Annotated in this window: 16 protein-coding genes; 6 read left to right on the top strand and 10 right to left on the bottom strand. The window is 66.7% G+C overall.

The window, feature by feature from the left end; genetic code table 11:
• Window positions 1–52: 52 nt before the first annotated feature.
• Together N792_RS07360 and N792_RS07365 are read right to left on the bottom strand one after the other, a co-directional pair.
• Complete coding sequence (locus N792_RS07360; protein ID WP_156969333.1) at window positions 53–460, bottom strand: hypothetical protein; 408 nt, start codon at window positions 458–460, stop codon at window positions 53–55.
• Window positions 457–951, bottom strand: a complete 495-nt coding sequence (locus tag N792_RS07365) for a glutathione peroxidase (protein WP_036193826.1) — start codon at window positions 949–951, stop codon at window positions 457–459. The genes N792_RS07360 and N792_RS07365 overlap by 4 nt, the downstream gene beginning before the upstream one ends.
• A gap of 291 nt (window positions 952–1,242) precedes the next feature.
• Here N792_RS07365 and N792_RS07370 point away from each other — a divergent pair, with 291 nt between their 5' ends.
• Window positions 1,243–3,444, top strand: coding sequence for a M3 family metallopeptidase (locus N792_RS07370; RefSeq protein ID WP_036193827.1), 2,202 nt, complete (start codon window positions 1,243–1,245; stop codon window positions 3,442–3,444).
• Window positions 3,445–3,566: 122 nt separating this feature from the next.
• On the opposite strand, the gene N792_RS07375 is transcribed toward N792_RS07370, so the two are convergent.
• From N792_RS07375 to N792_RS07400, 6 genes are all read right to left on the bottom strand, one after another.
• Window positions 3,567–4,427: a DUF3298 and DUF4163 domain-containing protein gene (locus N792_RS07375; protein ID WP_052103660.1), complete on the bottom strand. Its 861-nt coding sequence runs from the start codon at window positions 4,425–4,427 to the stop codon at window positions 3,567–3,569.
• 104 nt (window positions 4,428–4,531) lie between these two features.
• Window positions 4,532–5,245, bottom strand: coding sequence for a pseudouridine synthase (locus tag N792_RS07380; RefSeq protein WP_036193828.1), 714 nt, complete (start codon window positions 5,243–5,245; stop codon window positions 4,532–4,534).
• 82 nt (window positions 5,246–5,327) lie between these two features.
• On the bottom strand, window positions 5,328–5,627 hold the full coding sequence (locus N792_RS07385; RefSeq protein WP_036193830.1) for a GNAT family N-acetyltransferase: 300 nt from the start codon (window positions 5,625–5,627) through the stop codon (window positions 5,328–5,330).
• A 65-nt stretch (window positions 5,628–5,692) separates the two neighbouring features.
• Complete coding sequence (locus N792_RS07390; RefSeq protein ID WP_036193831.1) at window positions 5,693–6,025, bottom strand: hypothetical protein; 333 nt, start codon at window positions 6,023–6,025, stop codon at window positions 5,693–5,695.
• A 154-nt stretch (window positions 6,026–6,179) separates the two neighbouring features.
• Entirely contained in the window at window positions 6,180–6,788 is a 609-nt protein-coding gene (locus N792_RS07395; protein WP_036193832.1) for a rhomboid family intramembrane serine protease, read from the bottom strand.
• A gap of 3 nt (window positions 6,789–6,791) precedes the next feature.
• Complete coding sequence (locus tag N792_RS07400) at window positions 6,792–8,360, bottom strand: POT-type proton-dependent oligopeptide transporter (protein WP_036193833.1); 1,569 nt, start codon at window positions 8,358–8,360, stop codon at window positions 6,792–6,794.
• Between the two features lie 157 nt (window positions 8,361–8,517).
• Here N792_RS07400 and N792_RS07405 point away from each other — a divergent pair, with 157 nt between their 5' ends.
• Complete coding sequence (locus tag N792_RS07405) at window positions 8,518–10,344, top strand: M14 family zinc carboxypeptidase (protein WP_052103663.1); 1,827 nt, start codon at window positions 8,518–8,520, stop codon at window positions 10,342–10,344.
• Window positions 10,345–10,450: 106 nt separating this feature from the next.
• Here the strand turns inward: N792_RS07405 and N792_RS07410 are convergent, their stop codons facing one another.
• Window positions 10,451–12,751: a TonB-dependent receptor family protein gene (locus tag N792_RS07410; protein ID WP_084105524.1), complete on the bottom strand. Its 2,301-nt coding sequence runs from the start codon at window positions 12,749–12,751 to the stop codon at window positions 10,451–10,453.
• Window positions 12,752–13,168: 417 nt separating this feature from the next.
• Here N792_RS07410 and N792_RS07415 point away from each other — a divergent pair, with 417 nt between their 5' ends.
• From N792_RS07415 to N792_RS07430, 4 genes are read left to right on the top strand one after another with little or no spacing between them, the layout of a single operon-like run.
• Complete coding sequence (locus N792_RS07415) at window positions 13,169–14,452, top strand: efflux RND transporter periplasmic adaptor subunit (RefSeq protein WP_084105526.1); 1,284 nt, start codon at window positions 13,169–13,171, stop codon at window positions 14,450–14,452.
• Window positions 14,453–14,464: 12 nt separating this feature from the next.
• Window positions 14,465–17,617, top strand: a complete 3,153-nt coding sequence (locus N792_RS07420) for an efflux RND transporter permease subunit (protein WP_036193834.1) — start codon at window positions 14,465–14,467, stop codon at window positions 17,615–17,617.
• Window positions 17,610–19,058, top strand: a complete 1,449-nt coding sequence (locus tag N792_RS07425; RefSeq protein WP_269572102.1) for an efflux transporter outer membrane subunit — start codon at window positions 17,610–17,612, stop codon at window positions 19,056–19,058. Before N792_RS07420 ends, N792_RS07425 begins: the two co-directional genes overlap by 8 nt.
• Entirely contained in the window at window positions 19,055–19,669 is a 615-nt protein-coding gene (locus N792_RS07430) for a TetR/AcrR family transcriptional regulator (protein WP_052103669.1), read from the top strand. The genes N792_RS07425 and N792_RS07430 overlap by 4 nt, the downstream gene beginning before the upstream one ends.
• Here the strand turns inward: N792_RS07430 and N792_RS07435 are convergent.
• Window positions 19,659–20,285: a YdeI/OmpD-associated family protein gene (locus N792_RS07435; RefSeq protein WP_052103771.1), complete on the bottom strand. Its 627-nt coding sequence runs from the start codon at window positions 20,283–20,285 to the stop codon at window positions 19,659–19,661. The two genes, N792_RS07430 and N792_RS07435, sit on opposite strands and share 11 nt — an antisense overlap.
• Window positions 20,286–20,316: the final 31 nt, after the last annotated feature.

Consider the following 20,316-nt stretch of genomic DNA (forward strand, 5'->3'; position numbering starts at 1 on the left):
ATGTGTACGCGTTCCCCTGCCTGTCAAACAGGCAAGGGAACAGCACGGACGGCTAGCTTTCCCCGTAACGCAGCCACAAGGCCGCTTCGGTCTCGTGGCCGAAGATGCGCGCCACATAACCCAGTTCGCGGGCGAGGATCTCGGCCGTCTCGTCGTTCGGCAAGCGCGCGTCATCGGTTTCGACATACGCGATCCGGATGCCCTTCAGACCCAGCTGGTTCACCGACCGGATGAATTCCTGCAGCTGCGCGGGCTCCAGCGGATCGCCCTCCGCCACGTCCACGATCAACAGCGTGGTGACGTCAAGCCGCAACGCTTCCGCGGCGAGGATCCGCCAGAACGCCAGGATGTTTTCCAGGCTGCCCATACGCCCGGTCACCTCCGCGCGCAGCCGGCTCTTGTCATGGCGGAAATCGATCTGGAACGGCCACCTGCCGCCACCGTCCACTGATGCGCTCACAGTGCGGCCTCGATATCGGCCACCAACGATCCGGGCTTGTCGTTGGGCGCGAAACGCCTGAGCACGCGACCATCGCGGCCGACCAGGAACTTGCTGAAGTTCCACTTGATCGCGCCGATACCCAGGAAGCCGCCCTTCTCCGCCTTCAGCCATTGCCACAATGGATGCGCGTTGTCGCCATTGACCTCGACCTTGGCGAACATCGGGAAGGTCACGTCGTAGTTCAATGAGCAGAACTGCCGGATCTGCGCCTCGTCGCCCGGCTCCTGGTGGCCGAACTGGTCGCAGGGGAAGCCCAGCACCACCAGTCCGCGCGGACCGTAATCGCGCCACAGCGTTTCCAGCCCCTCGTACTGGGGCGTGAAGCCGCATTGCGATGCCACGTTGACGATCAACAGCAGCTTGCCGCGGAACTCCCCGAGGCTGCGGGGCTGGCCATCGATATCGGTCGCGGTGAAGTCGTAGATGGCGGGATCGGTGGGGGGCGGCATGGGTTCCTCCTTGAGTCAAAGCGGTCTTGGTGCATGGCGGTGCAATCACCGCGGGGTAAATCAGCGATCCAGCATAGCCGCGAGGCCGTTCTCCCACATCCGGCACGGTTCATCGATGATTCCGTTGCCGCAGAGACCGCTCGCGCCGTTGCCATCCGACCCCGGGAAATGCGAACGCACCCGTCCACCCTTGCATGGCCAGCCCAGACACCAGACTCGTGGCTTTTGTCATGGGTCGGCTTTCGGTGCATGGGTTACGCTTCGGGATCCCTTAGACGAGGTTCCTGTCCGATGAAGCACCCTCTCGCGCTGGCACTTGCCGTAGCGCTGACCACCACCCTCGGCGCTTGCGCCCAGTCCGACGCCGGCAAGACCGACTCCACCCAGTCCGCCTCCCAGGACGCCGCCGCGGGCAACCCGTTCTTTGCCGAAAGCACCCTGCCGCTGCACTACCCGCCGTTCGACAAGATCAAGGACAGCGACTTCGGTCCCGGCTTCGATCGCGGCATGGCCGAGCATCTGAAGGAAGTCGAGGCGATCGCCGACAACGCCGAAGCGCCTACTTTCGACAACACCATCATTGCGCTGGAGAAGTCCGGCGACATCCTGAGCCGCACCTCCACGGTGTTCTTCAGCCTGGTCGGCGCGGACACCAACGACACGCGCAAGGCGATCCAGGCGGAGTACGCGCCCAAGCTGGCCGCCCACCGCGATGCCGTGTCGCTGAACCCGAAACTGTTCGAGCGTATCCAGACGCTGTACGACGCCCGCGACACCCTCGGTCTGGACGCCCAGGACGTGCGCCTGATCGAGCGTTACCACACCGACCTGGTGCGCTCCGGCGCGCAGCTGCCCGAAGCCGACAAGGCTCGCCTGAAGGAAATCAACGGCGAGCTGGCCAACCTGGGCACCAAATTCAACCAGAACGTGCTGGCCGAAGTGAACGACTCGGCGATCACCGTCGACACCCGGGAAGAACTCGCCGGCCTGACCGACGAGCAGATCGCCGCTGCCGCCGAAGCCGCCAAGAGCCGCAAGCTGGAAGGCAAGTACGTCATCGCGCTGCTCAACACCACCGGCCAGCCGCTGCAGGCCCAGTTGCAGGATCGCAGCGTGCGCGAGCGCCTGCACAAGGCCTCGGTCAACCGTGGCAGCCGCGGCAACGAGTTCGACAACACCGCACTGGTGTCCACCATCCTGAAGCTGCGCGCCGAGAAGGCGAAGATGCTGGGCTACCCCACCTACGCCGCCTACGTGCTGGCCGACGAGACCGCCAAGACCCCCGAGGCTGTCAATGAAATGCTCGGTAAGCTCGCGCCCCCGGCCGTCGCCAACGCCAGGCGCGAAGGCGCCGCACTGCAGGCAATGATCGACAAGGAGCAGGCCGCCAAGGGCGAGCCGAGCTTCCAGCTGCAGCCGTGGGACTGGGCTTACTACACCGAGAAGGTCCGCCAGGACAAGTACGACTTCGACGAGTCGCAGCTCAAGCCCTACCTGGAAATGAAGAACGTGCTCGAGAACGGCGTGTTCTACGCCGCCGGCCAGCTCTACGGCCTGAGCTTCAAGCAGCGCACCGACCTGCCGGTCTACCACCCCGACGTCACTGTCTATGACGTGTTCGACGCGGATGGCAAGCAGCTGGCGATCTTTCTGATGGACCCGTATGCGCGTGACTCCAAGCGCGGTGGCGCGTGGATGAACTCCTATGTCCGCCAGTCCACGCTGACCGGCAACCTGCCGGTGGTGGCCAACCACCAGAACATCACCAAGCCGTCCGCGGGCCAGCCGACCCTGCTGACCTGGGACGAGGTCACCACGATGTTCCACGAGTTCGGCCATGCGCTGCACGGCATGTTCTCGAACGTGAAGTACCCGTACTTCAGTGGCACCAGCGTGCCGCGCGACTTCGTCGAGTTCCCGTCGCAGGTCAACGAGATGTGGGCCGACTGGCCGAGCGTGCTGGCCAACTACGCCAAGCACTACCAGACCGGCGAGGCGATGCCGCAGACCCTGCTGGACAAGGTGCTGGCCACCTCGAAGTTCAACCAGGGCTTCGCCACCACCGAGTACCTGGGTTCGGCGATGCTCGACCAGAGCTGGCACCAGGCCGCCGCGGACAAGATCCCGGGCGCGGACGGCGTGATGGCGTTCGAAGCCGCCGCGTTGAAGGCCAACGGCACGGACTACGCGCCGGTCCCGCCGCGTTACCGCACCCCGTACTTCAGCCACATCATGGGCGGCTACGCAGCCGGTTATTACGCCTACATCTGGTCCGAGGTGCTGGACGCCAACACCGTCGAGTACATCAAGGCCAACGGCGGCCTGACCCGCGAGAACGGCGACAAGTTCCGCGCCACCCTGCTCTCGCAGGGCGGCAGCAAGGACGCGCTGCAGCTGTTCCGCGATTTCGCAGGCCACGAGCCGCAGATCCAGCCGCTGCTCGTCCGCCGCGGCCTGGATGCGCCGGCGACCGACGACGCCGATCCGCAGTAAATATCCACACGCGTAACGAAAAGGCCGCCCGGAGCAATCCGGGCGGCCTTTTTCGTTTTGCCTGTTGCCGGTCGTCGAAGCGAAGCGCTGCCCGCCCCCGGCATCAAACGAACATCCGGCTGTCAGTGCGACGGGCTGCCGCCCTCGAACAGGCCGCGATACGCCGGCGCGACATGCGGAAACAACACCGACGCGGGCACCTCGACGCTCTGCATGCCATCGGAGTACGGCCCGACCTGGTAAGGCGGGAACACGAACCGCAACCCGCGCAATTTTCCGTCCGGACCCGCCAACGGCTCGAACTGGGAAAAGTTCTCCGCATCGGCGGTCGTGCCGTCATCGATCATCCTGCCGGCATTCCTGACCAGCTCGGCACGCTCGGCCGGTGACAGGTCTTCGGCATCGATCCGCTGCGACAGCGCCGTGTGGAGTTGTTCGCGTGCATAAGCGGAAACCGCCTGCCAGCCTGCCGCATCCGGCACCAGGCGGTCGGCGGTGAGCATCTGCCGCTGCTTCGGCAACCACACGAAACGGGCCAGCAGCGGCATGCCATGCGCACCACCGGTATAGCTGCTGCCATCGGCGGCATAGGCCACCACCTCGGGCGTCTCCAGCACCTCGGTGAAGCTCAGCGACAGGTCGTACAGCGCCGCGCTGGCGGCCTCGCCCTGGGGCTGCGCCGCGACCGCCTGCATCAACTCGTCACGCGCGGCATCGGCGTAGCCCTTCAACTGGGCGGCGAGCTCCGGGTACTTGCTGGCCGATGGCGGGTAGCTGATGCCGATGACGTACTGCGCGTTGGTCTCGACCACATCCGTCAAGTCGACATCCGGCACGGATGCGTCCGGCTCCACCTCCGTCTGCGCGTCCGTCGCGACAGCGGGTTCCGTCCCGCTCATGGTGGACGACGAGTCCCGGTTGCAACCTGCAACCGTCGCCAGCAACACAATGGCAACCGCACACGCCAGCCGCGAGTTCCGCATGGATTTCCCCTCCTGTTTGGCCAGACGATAACCGCCGCGATGTGACGCCGGGATGCAGGCCCGGCGCCGCGGGGATCGAGCTACAGCGTGCTTTTGTCCGGTGGTTACCAGTCGGTGCGCTGCGGCAGCAGGCCGTGCAGTTCCGCGTCGGTCAGGTTGCGCCACTGACCGATTTTCATGCGCCCCAGCTTCACGTTGCCGATGCGGACGCGCACCAGATGCTTGACGCGGAACTTGAAGTAGGCCGCCATCAACCGGATCTGCCGGTTGAGCCCCTGCACCAGCACGATGCGGAAACCGAACCGCCCCAGCTTGCTGGTCTTGCACGGCAGCGTGGTCTGGCCGTGGATCGGCACGCCCTTGGCCATCGCGCGAAGGAACTCCGGCGTGACCTCGTGGTTGACCGCGACCAGGTATTCCTTCTCCAGCTTGTTCTCGGCGCGCAGGATCTCGTTGACGATGTCGCCGTTGCTGGTCAGCAGGATCAGCCCCTCGGAGTCCTTGTCGAGCCGGCCGATCGGGAAGATCCGCCGCTCGTGGCCGATGAAGTCGACGATGTTGCCGTCCACCGCCGACTCGGTGGTGCAGGTGATGCCCACCGGTTTGTTCAGCAGGATGTAGACGTGCTTGCGCTGGCCTTTCGGGGTCGCGCGCACGCGCAGGCCCTGACCGTCGACCTTGACCTCGTCGTCCTCGCCCACCTCCGAGCCGACCCGGCCGCGCACGCCGTTGACGGTCACCCGTCCTTCGGAGATCAGGCGATCGGCTTCGCGGCGCGAGCAGAAGCCGCTCTCGCTGATGTATTTGTTGAGGCGCATGGGGTTCGGAGCGGTTTGGGGGCACGTAGGCTGGCACAAGCCCCCGCCAATGGCGAGTCCGGCGGTCAGCCGGCGGCGGCGATCAGCCCAGCAACGAGGCGTATTCCGGGTGCCGCTTGACCCAGGCGGCCGCGTAGGAACAGTCCGGACGCACGGTCCAGCCCTCGCTGCGGGCGTGTTCGAGCGCCGCCTGTACCAGTTGACCGGCGATGCCGCGCCCTCCGATCGCCGCGGGCACGTCGGTGTGGCTGATCACCATCAGCCTGCCCTCGTTGTGATAGCCGAGCACCCCCTCGGCGCCGTCCACGGCGGCGACGAAGCGCTGCCGCTCGGCCTGGTGCTGGATATCGATGGTCGGCGGTGCGGAGTTCGCTGCGGTCATGTCGGTTCCTCGGTCGGGATGAAAGCGCCGTGCGGCGCAAAGGCGCGCAATGAAGACGCGACGGCTCAGCGATTGTCGCGCTTGCCCTGGTTGTGGCGATCCTGGGTGCTGACACTGCCCTGGATGGCCGCCTGCCGCGTCTCTCCCTCGTGCAATGCCTGGGCCTGATCGGCCGCGGCGGGGGATTGGTAACCGCCGCTTGAAGGCTGGCCGGCCTGGTTGGCCCTGTCGCTCCTGGGAGCCTTGCTCGACACGTCCTGCACCGGGCCGGCCCGGCTCGCTTTTTCGCCGCTGGATGATCCTGTGCTCGGATTCTGATCGGCCTGGTTTTCGCCGGTCTGGTTTTCGACAGGCTCGTTTTCGACAGGCTTGTTCTTGCGATCCTCATGCTTGGCCATGGAATGCTCCTTCGTATGGTCGACAGGTGCAGCCGGAAATCCGCTGCCCCGGATCGCGCCGATACGGCACGACAACCACCAGATAGCACTTGCGCCATTCAAACCGGATGAGCACCGCCCGATGCGGGCGCGACCAGACCGCGCGCCTGGTTCATCAACCGAATGAAGGATTCAGCAACTGCTGCAGGAAATGGCCGGCGATCTGCGGCTCCATCAGCAGGATGAACAGCACGCCGTAGATCGCGCCCGACAGGTGCGCGCTGTGGTTGGTGTTGTCGCGGCCGTTGCGGTCCATCCAGTACGAGTAGCCGACGAAGAACACGCCGTAGACGATCGCCGGCACCGGCAGGAAGAACACGAAGATCAGCGACCACGGCTTCACCAGGATGAAGGCGAACAGCACCGCCGACACCGCGCCGGAGGCGCCCAGGCTGCGGTAGTTCCGATCCCCGCGATGACGCAGGTACGTCGGCAGGATCGCGATCACGATCGCCGACAGGTAGAACAGCACGAAGCCGACGGAACCGATCATTGGACTGATCACTTGCTGCTCGGCATACCGGCCGAAGAAGAACAGCGTGATCATGTTGAACAGCAGGTGCTGCCAGTCCGCGTGGATGAAGCCGTGGGTCAGCAGGCGGTCGTACTGGCGGTTCTTCTCGATCGCCGGCGGCCACAGGATCAGCCGGTCGATCAGGCGCGGCTTGTCGAACGCCTGCCATGACACCAGCACCGTGACCGCGATCAGGACCAGGGTGATCATCGGTCAGACCGCCCGGTAGTGGTCGACCACGCGATAACGCCGCGCGTACAGGCCGAAGATCAGGGCCGCCACCAGCGCGAAGGCGGCGAAGAAGAACATCTGGAACGCCGCCGTACTCAGCCCGGTGGTCGCGATGTTGCTGGTGATCGCGTCGTTGCGTACCGCCGCGTTGGCCAGCAGCACCCACAGGTTGCCGATGGTGGTGGTGAGGTTCCAGAAGCTCATCACCACCCCCTTCATCGCCTGCGGCGCCTGGCTGTAGGCGAACTCCAGCCCGGTGGCCGACACCAGCACCTCGCCGAAGGTCAGCAGCGCGTACGGCAGCACCTGCCAGACGATCGACATCGGGTCGCCGCCGTCCATCGCCACCTGGATGCCGCCGATCACGATCCAGGCCAGGCCGCTGAACGCGATGCCGGCGGTCATCCGGCGCAATGCGGTCGGTTCCCAGCCGAAACGGCGCAGCGCCGGATACAGCACCAGGTTGTTGAATGGAATCAGGATCATCACCAGCGCCGGATTCAGCGCCTGCATCTGCGAGGACACGAACCACTCCGGCTTGGTCATCGCGTTGCCCTGGATCACCCAGGTCGACGCCTTCTGGTCGAACAGCGAGAAGAACGGCGTGGTGAGGGCGAAGATCACCAGCACCCGCAGCACGCTGCGCACGCCGTCCACCGCCATGTCGGGATGGGTGCCGCGCGCACGATCCAGCTGGATATAGGCGCCGCCACCGACGCCGACCAGCAGCACCACCAGTGCGATGCAGAACGCGATCACGAAACCCAGGGTCGGGATCAGCGCGAACGAAGCCGCAGCCACCACCGCGCCGGCCATCGCCATCCACAGGCCCATCCGTCCCTGCCCCGGTTTCTGCGCCAGCAAGGCGGTGCGGATCACCCGCGAGAACGAGTCCGGATCGGCCACCGTGGCCGGCGGCACCATCACGTAGTGCTTGCGCCCCAGCCAGAACACGAAGGTGGCGATGAACATCAGCACGCCCGGAATGCCGAACGCGACGCTCGGCCCGAAATGCTTCAGGAACAACGGCATCAACAGCGACGCGAACAGCGAGCCGAAGTTGATGATCCAGTAGAAGCCGTCGAACACCACCTTGGCCAGGTGTTTGTTGGTCTGGTCGAACTGGTCGCCGACGAACGAGGCCACCAGCGGCTTGATGCCGCCCGCGCCCAGCGCGATCAGGCCCAGACCGGTGAAGAAGCCGGTGCGGCTGTCCTCGAACAGCGCCAGGCAGGCGTGGCCCGCGCAGTAGATCAGGCTGAACCACAGCACCGTGTTGTATTTGCCGAAGAACCGGTCGGACAGGTAGCCGCCCAGCAGTGGGAAGAAGTACACCCCGATCATGAAGGTGTGCATCAGGTCCTTGGCGGCCAGCTCGCGCTCGGTGCCTTCCAGGATGTGCTGCAGCAACGTCGAGGTGATCAGGAACTGCACCAGGATGTTGCGCATGCCGTAGAAGCTGAAGCGCTCGCAACCCTCGTTGCCGATGATGAAAGGGATCTGGCGCGGGAACCGGGCCTTGCCGGTGGCTTCTGCGGTGCTGCTTGTCATCTACTGTCCCGGAAAACTCGAAACGGCAAAGCCTACCGGAAGCACGTCCGCCGCGCCCCTGCCTTTGGATGTCTTGGCCGACACCCGCTCGACTGGTCGCATGCGGCCGCGCGCTGAACGGGGGTTACCATCGGCGGCACTTTCCAGGAGTCCGCAGATGCCCCGCACGCTTTCACGCCCCGTTGCCCGCACCCTTCCTCGCGTCCTCACTTGCGCCCTGTTCGCCAGCCTGCTCGCCGTCACCCTGCCCGCCTTCGCCCAGGCTGGCTCGATCCAGCAGGCACCGCTGACGACGGTGTCCGAGCGCAGCGGCTTCGTCGAGACGGGCCGCTATGACGAAGTGATCGCGCTGTGCGACGCGTTTGCCGCGCGCTACCCGGATGCGGTGCGCTGTGGCGAGTTCGGCACGACGCCGGAAGGTCGTCCGATGAAGGTGCTGGTGGTGTCGCAGAGCGGCGCGCTCACCCCCGCGGCCGCGCGCGACAACGGCGTGCCGGTGACCCTGATGCAGGGCGGTATCCATGCGGGCGAAATCGACGGCAAGGACGCGGGGTTCCTGGCGATCCGGCAGATGCTCGACGGCGAGGTCGCGCCGGGCGTGCTGGAGTCGCAGGTATTCGTGTTCGTGCCGGTGTTCAACGTCGACGGCCACGAGCGCTTCCGCGCCTGGAACCGCCCCAACCAGCGCGGGCCGAAGGAAATGGGCTGGCGCACCACCGCGCAGAACTACAACCTCAACCGCGACTACGTGAAGGCCGACGCGCCCGAAATGCAGGCGATGCTGGCCCTCATCAACGCGTGGGATCCGCTGGTCTACGTCGACCTGCATGTCACCAATGGCGCGAAGTTCGAGCACGACATCTCGATCCAGGTCGAGCCGGTGAACAGCGGCGACCCGGCCTTGCGCGCCGCCGGGGTGGCGTTGCGCGACGGCACCATCGAGCACCTGGCCGCCCATGGGGGACTGCCGTTGCCGTTCTATCCCTCCTTCGTGCAGGACGACAACCCGGCGTCGGGGTTCAGGGATGGCGTCTCGCCACCGCGCTTTTCGCACGGCTACATGCAACTGCGCAACCGGTTCGGGATGCTGGTGGAAACCCATTCCTGGCGCGAGTACCCGTACCGGGTGGAATCGACCCGGCAGGCGATGCTGGGCATCCTCGGCCAGGTCGCCGCACACGGCCGAGCCTGGCAGGCACTCACGGCCGCGGCCGATCAGCGTGCACTGAAACTCGGCGGCAAGCCGGTGGCACTAAGCCATGCCGCCAGCGACCAGTGCCGGACCATCGAGTTCAAGGGCTACGCCTATACCCGCACGCCGTCGGAAGTATCGGGCGGCACCATGACCCGCTATGACGAGACCCGGCCGGAAGTGTGGAGCGTGCCGCTGTGCGACGACATCCATCCCGACCTGGTGGTGGACGCACCCAAGGCCGGCTACCTGGTGCCGGCGGCCCACGCGGGCTGGGTCGGCGCAAAACTTGATCAGCATGCGGTGACCTATCGCCGCCTCGACTCGGTCTTGCCAAAAACCGGCGTGGCTGCGTTCCGTGCGAACCAGGTGACGCTGGCTCCGCGCTCGGTCGAAGGCCACCAGATGGCGACGATCGACGGTGACTGGCAGCGCGAGACGCATGACATCGGTGCCGGCGCCCTGTTCGTGCCGATCGCCCAGCCCAAGGCGCGGCTGGTGATGGCGATGCTGGAACCGCGGGCGCCCGATTCGCTGGCGAGTTGGGGCGAATTCAACAACGTCTTCGAGCGCAAGGAGTACATGGAGGACTACGTCGCCGAGGAAGTCGCCCGGGACATGCTGGGCAAGGATCGCAAGCTCAGGGCCGGGTTCGAGCAGCGCCTGCGTGACGACCCCGCGTTTGCCGCCGATCCGCGGGCGCGGCTGGACTTCTTTTTCCGCCGGCACGCGTCCTGGGACGAGCGCTACAACCTGTATCCGGTGCTGCGGATCGATCGCGCACCGCAGTGATCGGGGGCATGCACGGCGCCGGCGAGTTGGCGTTCTACGGTGCAATACGGCGTTCCGCCTATTGCGCCGGATGCCGTATTGCGCCGGACGCCGTCCAACCACCGCATCAATCAAACGCATACCCCACCGACAGCCCGATCAGCCAGTGCCGTCCGGGTGCCGGCTCGTAGTAACGACCATTGCCTTCGTTGACGATCACCGAGCCGACGATGTCGCGATCCAGCAGGTTGTTGACGCGGGCAAAGCCGCGCCATTCCAGCCCGGCGGCATTGAAGCGGTGCTCGGCGGCAAGGTCGAGACTGGCGTAGGCCGGGGCCGACTGGCTGTTGGCATCGTCGACCTGGATGCGATCCACGAACTGTCCTTCCAGCATCACGTCCGTCGTTGGCTGCGGACTCCAGCGCAGTTCGGCCCAGGCGGAATGGCGCGACAGTCCCGGAATATGGCGACCGGCCTGGATCAGCAGATCATCGGCCGCGCACGGCGGCGTACTGCAGACCGAGAAATCACGCAGGTAACGCGCGTCCAGAAAGGTATACGTCGATGCCAGTTGCCAGCGCGGCGCGATCTCGCCCGACCAGGCCAGTTCCACGCCGCGACGCCGGGACACACCGGCATTGCCGTACACGCTGCGACCGCCGAGGTTCGCCACCACCACCAGCTCGTCCTCGGTGCGGCTCTGGAACACGGCGGCCGAATACTGCATCCGCTGCTGGCGCGCGCGCAGGCCGAGCTCGTAGTTCCGGCTGCGTGCCGGCGACAGGGCGCTGTTCAAGCCGCTCAGTCCGTCGCTGCGATAGGCCAGTTCGGAGAACGTCGGCGTCTCGAAGCCGCCGCCGGCGTTGGCGTACACGCTCAACCCCGGGGTGGCGCGGAACAGCACGCCGGCCACCGGCGAGGTGCGGGCGTACGTCAGCGCACCGCTGTCGTCGGGATTGATGTCGGTGATGAAACGGTCGCGCGAGCGGAACCACACCTCGCTGCGTCGAGCGCCGACATTGATCCGCCAGCGCTCGGCCAGCTCCCAGTCCGCCTGCAGGTAGGCATCGCGCCCGGTCACCCGGTTGAGCTCATCGCGGCGCAAGGCACCGACGATACCGACCCGGTCATCGACGAAATTGTTGAAGCCGCGGCGGTGCTCGTCGGACACCTCGTACTCGACTCCCGAGGTCAGCGAGAACGGCCGCTGCCACAAATCGGTCGACCAGCGCCAGCGCGCGTCCACGCCGCGGTAGTCGCGGTCCAGGTCGATCGCGCCGCCGCCGTGCAACGGCGTATTGCGTTGCACCGCCACCGGCACCGACAGCATCTGGGTGGTGGCCCGGTTGCCGGTGTACGCAGTCACCGCTACCTCGTGCTGCGCGGACAGCGCCTGCTCGATGCGGGCGCCAAACTGGCCCTGGCGGACGGTCTTGCGGGTATCGAAAGCCAGAGCGCCCGAACTGGCTGCGCGGCGGTTGCTGCGCAGTTGCTGCGCGGTCAGCCCCTGCGGATCGTCGGCTTTCAGGTCCAGGCCGTTGAACAGCACGGTGTAGCGGCCGCCATCGCCATAAGCGCCCTTCATGAGCACCTGCGCGCTGCTGCGGCGGGCCGCGCTGTGGTCGCGGTAGCCGTCGGTATCGACATTGACGATGTCGGCCAGGACGCTGCCGTCCTGCTGCAGGCCCCACGGCGCATGAAAGGACAGCGAGGAGCGCTGCAGGCCGTAGGCGCCAAACACCATGCCGGCGCCGAGTCGCGGCTCGGCCGGCGCGTCGGCGGTGAACAGCGAGATCACGCCGCCGGACGCGTTGCCGTACAACGCCGAAAACGGCCCCCGCAATACTTCGATACGCCCGGCGGATTCCAGCGGGAAATGCGACACCTGGCCCTGCCCGTCCGGCATCGTCGCCGGGATGCCATCGGTGTACAGGCGCACGCCGCGCACGCCGAAGGTGGCACGCGCGCCGAAACCGCGGATCGATATCTGCAGGTCCTGGGCGTAGTTCTGGCGGTCGCGGGCGACCACGCCAGGCACCCGCTGCAGGGTTTCCGACAGGTCGATTTTCGCCTGCGCACGCTGGATGTCATCGGCGCCGATGACGTCGATTGCCGCCGGGACCACCAGTGCATCGGCCGGCGCGCGGGTGGCGGTGACGACCACCGGCGTCAACGAAGTGGCCTCACCCCCGGGCACCGGCAATGGCGTCTGGGCGTGCAGCAAGCCCGGCAGCAACAGCAGCGCGAGCCGGTGCGATGTCCGGAAACCTGCGCGGCAGCGGCCGGGTCCGCCGACCTGGGAACCCGTCGTCGGCCCGGGGATCACGCCATCAGCAAGATCTGCGCCCGCGCCCACCCCACGCCGCGAAATCGGCGTGCAGTGCTGGAAGCGCGGCATGGATCGGCGAATCGGGTGGATGGATGACATGGGCCGGTTTCCGGAATAGCGCAACGAACGCCGATGGTGCCACGTCCTTCCCGCCCGATCCGGCCGCGTGCTCCATGCCTCGGGGCGCGACCGGCGTGTGCAGCGCCCGCCCCGTTTTTCATCGCGCACCTCATCGCGCACCCATCAACGCGAACATGCATCGCCACGTGATCGCACAGTAAAAAATCACGCTTGCTTGAACCTCCAGCTGCGATGCTCGCGCGCCGCGTCTGTCTCGTACGCTCCGCATACCGGCAGCGGCCGGTGGTACCTGGCCAACTGTGGGGTCCCCGCTTCGGCTGCGGCGGTCAACTCCAGCCAGAGCGACATTGACAAAAAAAGAATGACCGTTCATTCTTCTGCGGCTCGGGCGGCCTGACCGCCCTTCTTCATTCCATCCCATCGAGCTTATTACCCATGCCCAGGCCTCCCCGTCACTTGGTTCTCCTGCCGTTGGCGCTCGCCGTCGCCCTTGTCGCCTGCGGCGGCGACCAGGCACCGCCGCAGATGCCTGCCGCTGCCGTCACGGTGGTCACCATGAAGCCGGAAACCACCACCCTGACCCGTGAACTGCCCGGCCGCACCAGCGCCTTCCGGGTGGCTGAAGTCCGTCCGCAGGTCTCGGGCATCGTGGAGAAGCGCCTGTTCACCGAAGGCGCTCTGGTCAAGGCGGGGCAGCCGCTGTATCAACTCGACAACGCGTTCTATCGCGCCAACGCAAGCAGTGCGCAGGCCCAGCTCGCCCGCGCCGAGGCGACCCTGGTTTCGGCCAGATTGACGGCGGAGCGTTCAGCGGAATTGGCCAGGATCGATGCGGTCAGCAAACAGGACAACGAGAACGCCATCGCCAGCCTGCGCCAGGCCGAGGCCGACACGGCCGCAGCGCGCGCGGCGGTCGCCAGCGCGAACGTGACGCTGGGTTACGCCCGCATCACCTCGCCCATCAGCGGCCGCATCGGCAAGTCCTCGGTCACCCAGGGCGCACTGGTCACCGCCAACCAGCCGGACGCGCTGGCCACGGTCCAGCAGCTCGATCCGATCTATGTCGACCTCACCCAGTCGGCCAGCGAACTGCTGCAACTGCGCAAGGGCCTGGCGGCGGGCACGCTGGAAGACGGCCGCAGCCTGCCGGTCACCATCCTGCTGGAGGACGGCACGCCGTTCGATCACCAGGGCACGCTGGAGTTCTCCGAAGTCAGCGTGGACCCGGGCACCGGCAGCTACGCCCTGCGCGTTGCGGTCGACAACCCGGAGCACCTGCTGATGCCGGGCATGTACGTGCGCGCCGTGATCGGCGGCGGTGTCCGCCAGGACGCGATCCTGGTGCCGCAGCAGGGCATCACCCGCGACCCCAAGGGCCACGCCACCGCGATGGTGGTCAATGCCGAGAACAAGGTCGAAGCACGTCCGGTCAAGGTCAGCCAGACCGTCGGCGACAAATGGCTGGTCGAAAGCGGCCTGGCCGCCGGGGACAGGGTGATCATCGCCGGCCTGCAGAAGGTGCAGCCCGGCGCGCCGGTGAACGCCACCGAAGCCGGCGCACAGGCCGGACAGGCGGCTGGCGAAGGTGCCAAGCCCGGCTCCGCCAAGCCTGCTTCGGCCGGCCCGGAGTCCGGCACGCCGGAGGCCACCGGCCCCGACGCCGCCACCCCCGCTGATGCGGCCACGCCGGCTGCCGATGCACCGGCCTCGCAGCAGTAAGCGGAGAACTTCATGGCACATTTCTTCATCGATCGCCCCATCTTTGCGTGGGTCATCGCGATCATCATCATGCTGGCCGGCGGGCTGGCGATCTTCACCCTGCCGATCTCCCAGTACCCGACCATCGCGCCACCGACGGTGTCCATCAACGCCAACTACCCCGGCGCTTCGGCAAAAGTGGTCGAGGACTCGGTGGTGCAGATCATCGAGCAGAACATGAAGGGTCTCGACGGCCTGCTGTACTTCTCATCCACCAGTGAGGCCAGCGGCAGCGCCTCCATCACCCTGACGTTCCAGAACGGCACCGATCCCGACACCGCGCAGGTGCAGGTGCAGAACAAGCTGCAGGCGGCCATGCCGCTGCTGCCGCAGGAAGTGCAGCGCCAGGGCGTCAACGTAAGCAAGTCGGCCAGCGGCTTCCTGCAGGTCATCGGCTTCGTGTCCGAAGACGGCAGCATGACCAAGGACGATATCGCCGACTACGTGGGCGCGAACCTGGTCGATCCGCTCAGCCGCGTTCCCGGCGTGGGCACCATCCAGGTGTTCGGCTCCAAGTACGCGATGCGGATCTGGCTCGACCCGAACAAACTCGATACCTACGGCCTCTCCCCAGGCGACCTCACGGCGGCGATCCAGGCGCAGAACGCGCAGGTCGCGGTCGGCTCGCTGGGCGGCGCGCCGGCCATTGAAGGCCAGCAGATCAACGCGACCATCACCGCGCAGGACCGGCTGCAGACGCCGGAGCAGTTCCGCGACATCGTGGTGCGCAGCAACGCTGACGGCTCGGTACTCAAGCTGGGCGATGTCGCCCGGGTGGAGATGGGCGCGGAAAACTACGAGTTCATCTCCCGCTACAACGGCCAGACCGCGACCGGTGTCGCCATTTCGCTCGCCACCGGTGCCAACGCGCTGGAGACCTCGGCCGGCGTGAAGGCCACGCTGGACCAGTTGACTCCATTCTTCCCGCCTGGCCTGACGGCGGTGGTGCCGTTCGACAGCACGCCGTTCGTCAGGGTCGCGATCAAGGGCGTCATCATGACGTTGCTGGAAGCGATCGTGCTGGTGTTCCTGGTGATGTACCTGTTCCTGCAGAACTTCCGCGCGACGCTGATCCCGACCATCGCCGTGCCGGTGGTCCTGCTGGGCACCTTCGGCATCCTGGCCGCGCTGGGGTTCTCGGTGAACATGCTGACGATGTTCGCGATGGTGCTGGCGATCGGCCTGCTGGTCGATGACGCCATCGTGGTGGTCGAGAACGTCGAGCGGCTGATGTCCGAGGAAGGCCTGTCGCCGCTGGAGGCGGCGCGCAAGTCGATGACCCAGATCACCGGCGCGCTGGTCGGCATCGGGCTGGTGCTGTCGGCGGTGTTCGTGCCGATGGCTTTCATGTCCGGCTCGACCGGCATCATCTACCGCCAATTCTCCGCGACGATCGTTTCCGCCATCGGCCTGTCGGTGCTGGTCGCCATCGTGCTGACGCCGGCGCTGTGCGCGACCATGCTCAAGCCGATCAAGAAGGGCGAGCACGGCAAGACCAGCGGTTTCTTCGGCTGGTTCAACCGCCACTTCGACAACGGCAGCGCGAAATACCGTCGCGGCGTGCGCGGCATCATGAGCCGCTCCAAGCGTTTCATGGCGATCTTCGTGGCCTTGAGCGTGGTGATGGTCCTGCTGTTCATCCGCCTGCCCAGCTCGTTCCTGCCGCAGGAGGACCAGGGCATCCTGTTCGCCCAGATCCTGGCTCCGGTGGGAGCGACCCAGGAGCGCACCATGGAATCCATGGTGAAGCTGGAGAACTACTTCCTGGAGAACGAGAAGGACAACGTCGAGTCCGTGTTCAGCGTGCAGGGCTTCAGCTTCGGCGGCACCGGCCAGAACAACGGCATGGCCTTCGTCAAGCTGAAGGACTGGAGCGAGCGGACCAGCGCCGACGCCGGCGCCACCGCGATTGCCGGTCGCGCGATGGCCGGGCTTTCCAGCATCCAGGACGCCTTCGCCTTCGCCTTCGCCCCGCCGGCCATTCCGGAGCTGGGCACGGCGGCCGGTTTCGCCTTCTACCTCAAGGACAACGCCGGCCTCGGTCACGAGGCACTGATCGCGGCACGCAACCAGTTGCTGGGTGCGGCCGCGCAGAATCCGACGCTGGCCAACATGCGTCCCAACGGCCAGGAAGACTCCCCGCAGCTGCGGCTGGATATCGACCAGGAAAAAGCCAGTGCACTGGGCCTGTCGACCGCCACCATCAACGCCACCTTGTCGGCGGCCTGGGGCGGCCGGTACATCGATGACTTCATCGACCGTGGCCGGGTCAAGCGCGTGATGCTGCAGGCCGATGCGCCATTCCGGATGGTGCCGGAGGACTTCAACCGCTGGTCGGTGCGCAACGACGCCGGCGAGATGGTGCCGTTCTCCGCGTTCGGCACCTCGCGGTGGGCGTATGGTTCGCCGCGTCTGGAGCGCTACAACGGCGTGTCGGCGGTCGAGATCCAGGGTGAGGCGGCGCCGGGGGAAAGCTCGGGCGCGGCCATGGACACCATCGAGCAGCTCGCCGCGCAGTTGCCGGAAGGCTTCGGCATCGAGTGGACCGGGCTGTCCTACCAGGAGCGCGAAGCCGGTGCGCAGACGCCGCTGCTCTACACGCTGTCGCTGCTGATCGTGTTCCTGTGCCTGGCCGCGCTGTACGAGAGCTGGACGATTCCGACCGCCGTGCTGCTGGTGGCGCCGTTGGGCATCCTGGGCACCGTGCTGGCCGCGTCGATGCGCGGCATGGAGCGCGACGTCTACTTCCAGGTGGCGATGCTGACCACGGTGGGACTGACCAGCAAGAACGCGATCATGATCATCACCTTCGCCAAGGACTACATGGCCGAGGGCATGGAGCTGACCAAGGCCACCATGCGCGCGGTACGTGAACGCCTGCGGCCGATCCTGATGACCTCGCTGGCATTCGGCATGGGCGTGCTGCCCCTGGCCATCGCCAGCGGAGCCGGCTCCGGCGCGCAGCGCGCGATCGGTACCGGCGTGCTCGGCGGCATGATCGTCGGCGTGGTGCTGGGGCTGATCTTCGTGCCCCTGTTCTTCCTGGTGGTCGAACTGTTGTTCAACCGCGACTTGCGCCAGCCTGCCGCTGACGCCCTCGCCGCCGGAGACAACTCCCATGCATAAGCGACTGATGCATAAACCTTTGATCACCGCGCTGGCAATGGCGACGGGCCTGTTCGTGTCCGGCTGCGCCATGCTCGAACCCCGCGTGCCCGAAGCCGCGCCGGCGATTGCCGCCCAATGGCCGTTGCCGCCGACCACCTCGGCGGACACTGCCTTGCCGTCCGACACGGCAGCCGGCGTGCCGGCGACGGCCGGGCCGGTCGCCGATATCGGCTGGCGCGACTTCTTTGTCGATCCCAGGCTGGAGCAGTTGATCGGACTGTCGCTGCAGAACAACCGCGACCTGCGGGTGGCCATGCTCAATGTCGAGCGCGCCCGTTCGCAGTACCGGATCCAGCGCGCCGACCGGATGCCGTCGCTGGCCGTTGGCGCCGACCTGGTGCGCACCGGCGGCGATGCACCGGTCACTGAGACCTACAGCGCCAGCCTGGGCCTGGCCCAGTTCGAGCTGGACCTGTTCGGTCGCGTCCGCAACCTCAGCCACGCCGCACTGCAACGCTTCTTCGCCACCGAGGAATCGCGGCGCAGCGCGCAGCTGGCGTTGATCGCCGAAGTCGCCAACACCTACCTGACGCTGTCTGCCGACCGCGAACTGCTGCGCATTTCCGAGGCCACCCTGGCAACCCAGGAAACCTCGTACGAGCTGACCCGCAAGCGCCACGAGCTGGGTGCGCTGTCGGCGCTGGAACTCAACCAGTCGCGCACGGTGGTGGAAACCGCCCGCTCGGACGTGGCGCGTTTCGCCGGCCAGGTCGCCCAGGACACCAACGCGCTGACCCTGCTGGTGGGTGCCACGATCGACCCGGCGTTGCTGCCGGAGGCCTTCGCACCGCAATCCAGCGGTCTGGCCGCCCTGCCGACCAGCCTGCCGTCGGAGGTGCTGTTGCGCCGTCCCGATGTGATGGCGGCCGAGCATCAACTGCTGGCGGCCAACGCCAACATCGGCGCGGCGCGCGCAGCGTTCTTCCCGTCGATCAGCCTGACCGGCTCGGTCGGCTCGGCCAGCAACGAGCTGTCGGGCCTGTTCGAGTCGGGCAACAGCGTGTGGACGTTCATGCCGCAGATCACCCTGCCGATCTTCCAGGGCGGCCGCCTGCGCGCCAACCTGGGCATGGCCACGGCCGAGCGGGACATCGCGCTGGCCCAGTATGAGAAGTCGATCCAGGCCGGCTTCCGCGAGGTCGCCGATGCACTCGCCCTGAGCAGGACCCTGGCCGACCAGCGCCTCGCGCAGGAAGCCCTGCTGGAAGCGGCCACCCGCTCCCACGAGCTTTCCCAGGCGCGTTTCGACGCCGGCCGCGACAGCTACCTCGTCCTGCTCGATGCCCAGCGCACCCTGTATGCCGCCCAACAGTCGCTGGTGGCCACCCTGCTGGCCGAACAGGCGAACCGGGTCACCCTGTACAAGGTCCTGGGCGGAGGCTGGGTAGAAAGCTCATGAGCGAACCGACGAATGTGACCAGGGCGGAAGCCCGCGTGGAAGCACAGCGCGAGCGGATCCTGGTTGCCGCGCAGAAGTGCTTCGTCGAGCGCGGCTTCCACGGCGCCAGCATGGCCAACATCGCCGAGACCGCCGGCATGAGCGCCGGACTGATCTACCGCTATTTCGCAGGCAAGAGCGAGATCATCCTGGCGATCGTGCAGCACCAGCTCGAACTGCTGCTGCACGACGTCCAGCTCAACCGCAAGGTCGACATGGTGGCCGAGATGATCGGCAGCTTCGGGGGCACCCGGGCCTGCGCTTCCGACCGGCGCGGCATGAATCCGGCACTGCTGCTGGAGATGTCGGCCGAGGCCACCCGCGACCCGACCATCGCCGCCGCGCTGGACAGTTTCGATACCGTCCTGCGCAAGGCGCTGTCCGACTGGTTGAGCGACAACCCCGAACACGGCGGACTCGGACTGTCCGCCGACCTGGCCCCGTCGCGCGCGCTGATGCTGCAACTGCTGTTTGAAGGCTTGAAAGTGCGCGAGACCCGCGAGCCTGAACTGGATCGTGCACTGCTGGCGAAAGCCTTGCAGGAGTTCGTGCCGCTGCTCCTCAAACCGTAGCCCCGCCCGGATCGACCAGGGCGGCCTTGCCGGCAATGGCATGCGGCCCTTGGCCAATCCACTCGATCGCCTGCAGCAACCGGCGCTGGCGCGTCTCCGGCCGCTTGGCCGCGATCAGCCATTCCACGTACTCGCGTTTCTGGCCCGGCGGAAAGCCATCGAAGGCCGCCTTCGCCGCAGGATTCCCGGCCAGCGCTGCCGTCAGATCGCCCGGCACTTCCAACGCCGGCCTGGACGCGGCCGCCGTGCGTGGCGCTGCCTTCACACCGTCGTCGATGAGCTGCATCGCCTGTCGGAGGTAGCCGGTCATCTCGCGCTTGCCCGGCAGATCGGCCAAGCCGGTCAGACGGCCGAACTGGCCCATTCCCTGACGGCTCCGGTGGTCGCCGACCACCAGCGCGCCGTGCCAGAGATTGAACGCGGCGTGCTGCTTGAACGCCGCCATGCCGCAGAGGATCTTGCCCTTGTAGGTGAAGCTCGGCGCGCCCCACTTCAGGGTTTCCTCGGCTTCGGGGCAAGCGGCATGCACGAACTCCCGCAGGCGGCTCAGGATCGGCCGGGCGAATTCGGCGGCGTTGGCGATGTAGGCATCGATACGCGGGTCGGACTGGGCCATGCGCAGGCTCCGGAAGATCAGGTGACGGATG

The organism is Lysobacter concretionis Ko07 = DSM 16239, assembly GCF_000768345.1.
GTDB lineage: Bacteria > Pseudomonadota > Gammaproteobacteria > Xanthomonadales > Xanthomonadaceae > Novilysobacter > Novilysobacter concretionis.

Bases quoted from the DNA above. Each gene is read 5' to 3' on its own strand.
- N792_RS07380 (WP_036193828.1), bottom strand. From the start codon at position 5,245: ATGCGCCTCAACAAATACATCAGCGAGAGCGGCTTCTGCTCGCGCCGC.
- N792_RS07415 (WP_084105526.1), top strand. From the start codon at position 13,169: ATGCCCAGGCCTCCCCGTCACTTGGTTCTCCTGCCGTTGGCGCTCGCC.
- N792_RS07370 (WP_036193827.1), top strand. From the start codon at position 1,243: ATGAAGCACCCTCTCGCGCTGGCACTTGCCGTAGCGCTGACCACCACC.
- N792_RS07385 (WP_036193830.1), bottom strand. From the start codon at position 5,627: ATGACCGCAGCGAACTCCGCACCGCCGACCATCGATATCCAGCACCAG.
- N792_RS07430 (WP_052103669.1), top strand. From the start codon at position 19,055: ATGAGCGAACCGACGAATGTGACCAGGGCGGAAGCCCGCGTGGAAGCA.
- N792_RS07375 (WP_052103660.1), bottom strand. From the start codon at position 4,427: ATGCGGAACTCGCGGCTGGCGTGTGCGGTTGCCATTGTGTTGCTGGCG.
- N792_RS07405 (WP_052103663.1), top strand. From the start codon at position 8,518: ATGCCCCGCACGCTTTCACGCCCCGTTGCCCGCACCCTTCCTCGCGTC.
- N792_RS07410 (WP_084105524.1), bottom strand. From the start codon at position 12,751: ATGTCATCCATCCACCCGATTCGCCGATCCATGCCGCGCTTCCAGCAC.
- N792_RS07425 (WP_269572102.1), top strand. From the start codon at position 17,610: ATGCATAAGCGACTGATGCATAAACCTTTGATCACCGCGCTGGCAATG.
- N792_RS07365 (WP_036193826.1), bottom strand. From the start codon at position 951: ATGCCGCCCCCCACCGATCCCGCCATCTACGACTTCACCGCGACCGAT.
- N792_RS07435 (WP_052103771.1), bottom strand. From the start codon at position 20,285: ATGGCCCAGTCCGACCCGCGTATCGATGCCTACATCGCCAACGCCGCC.
- N792_RS07390 (WP_036193831.1), bottom strand. From the start codon at position 6,025: ATGGCCAAGCATGAGGATCGCAAGAACAAGCCTGTCGAAAACGAGCCT.
- N792_RS07395 (WP_036193832.1), bottom strand. From the start codon at position 6,788: ATGATCACCCTGGTCCTGATCGCGGTCACGGTGCTGGTGTCATGGCAG.
- N792_RS07420 (WP_036193834.1), top strand. From the start codon at position 14,465: ATGGCACATTTCTTCATCGATCGCCCCATCTTTGCGTGGGTCATCGCG.
- N792_RS07400 (WP_036193833.1), bottom strand. From the start codon at position 8,360: ATGACAAGCAGCACCGCAGAAGCCACCGGCAAGGCCCGGTTCCCGCGC.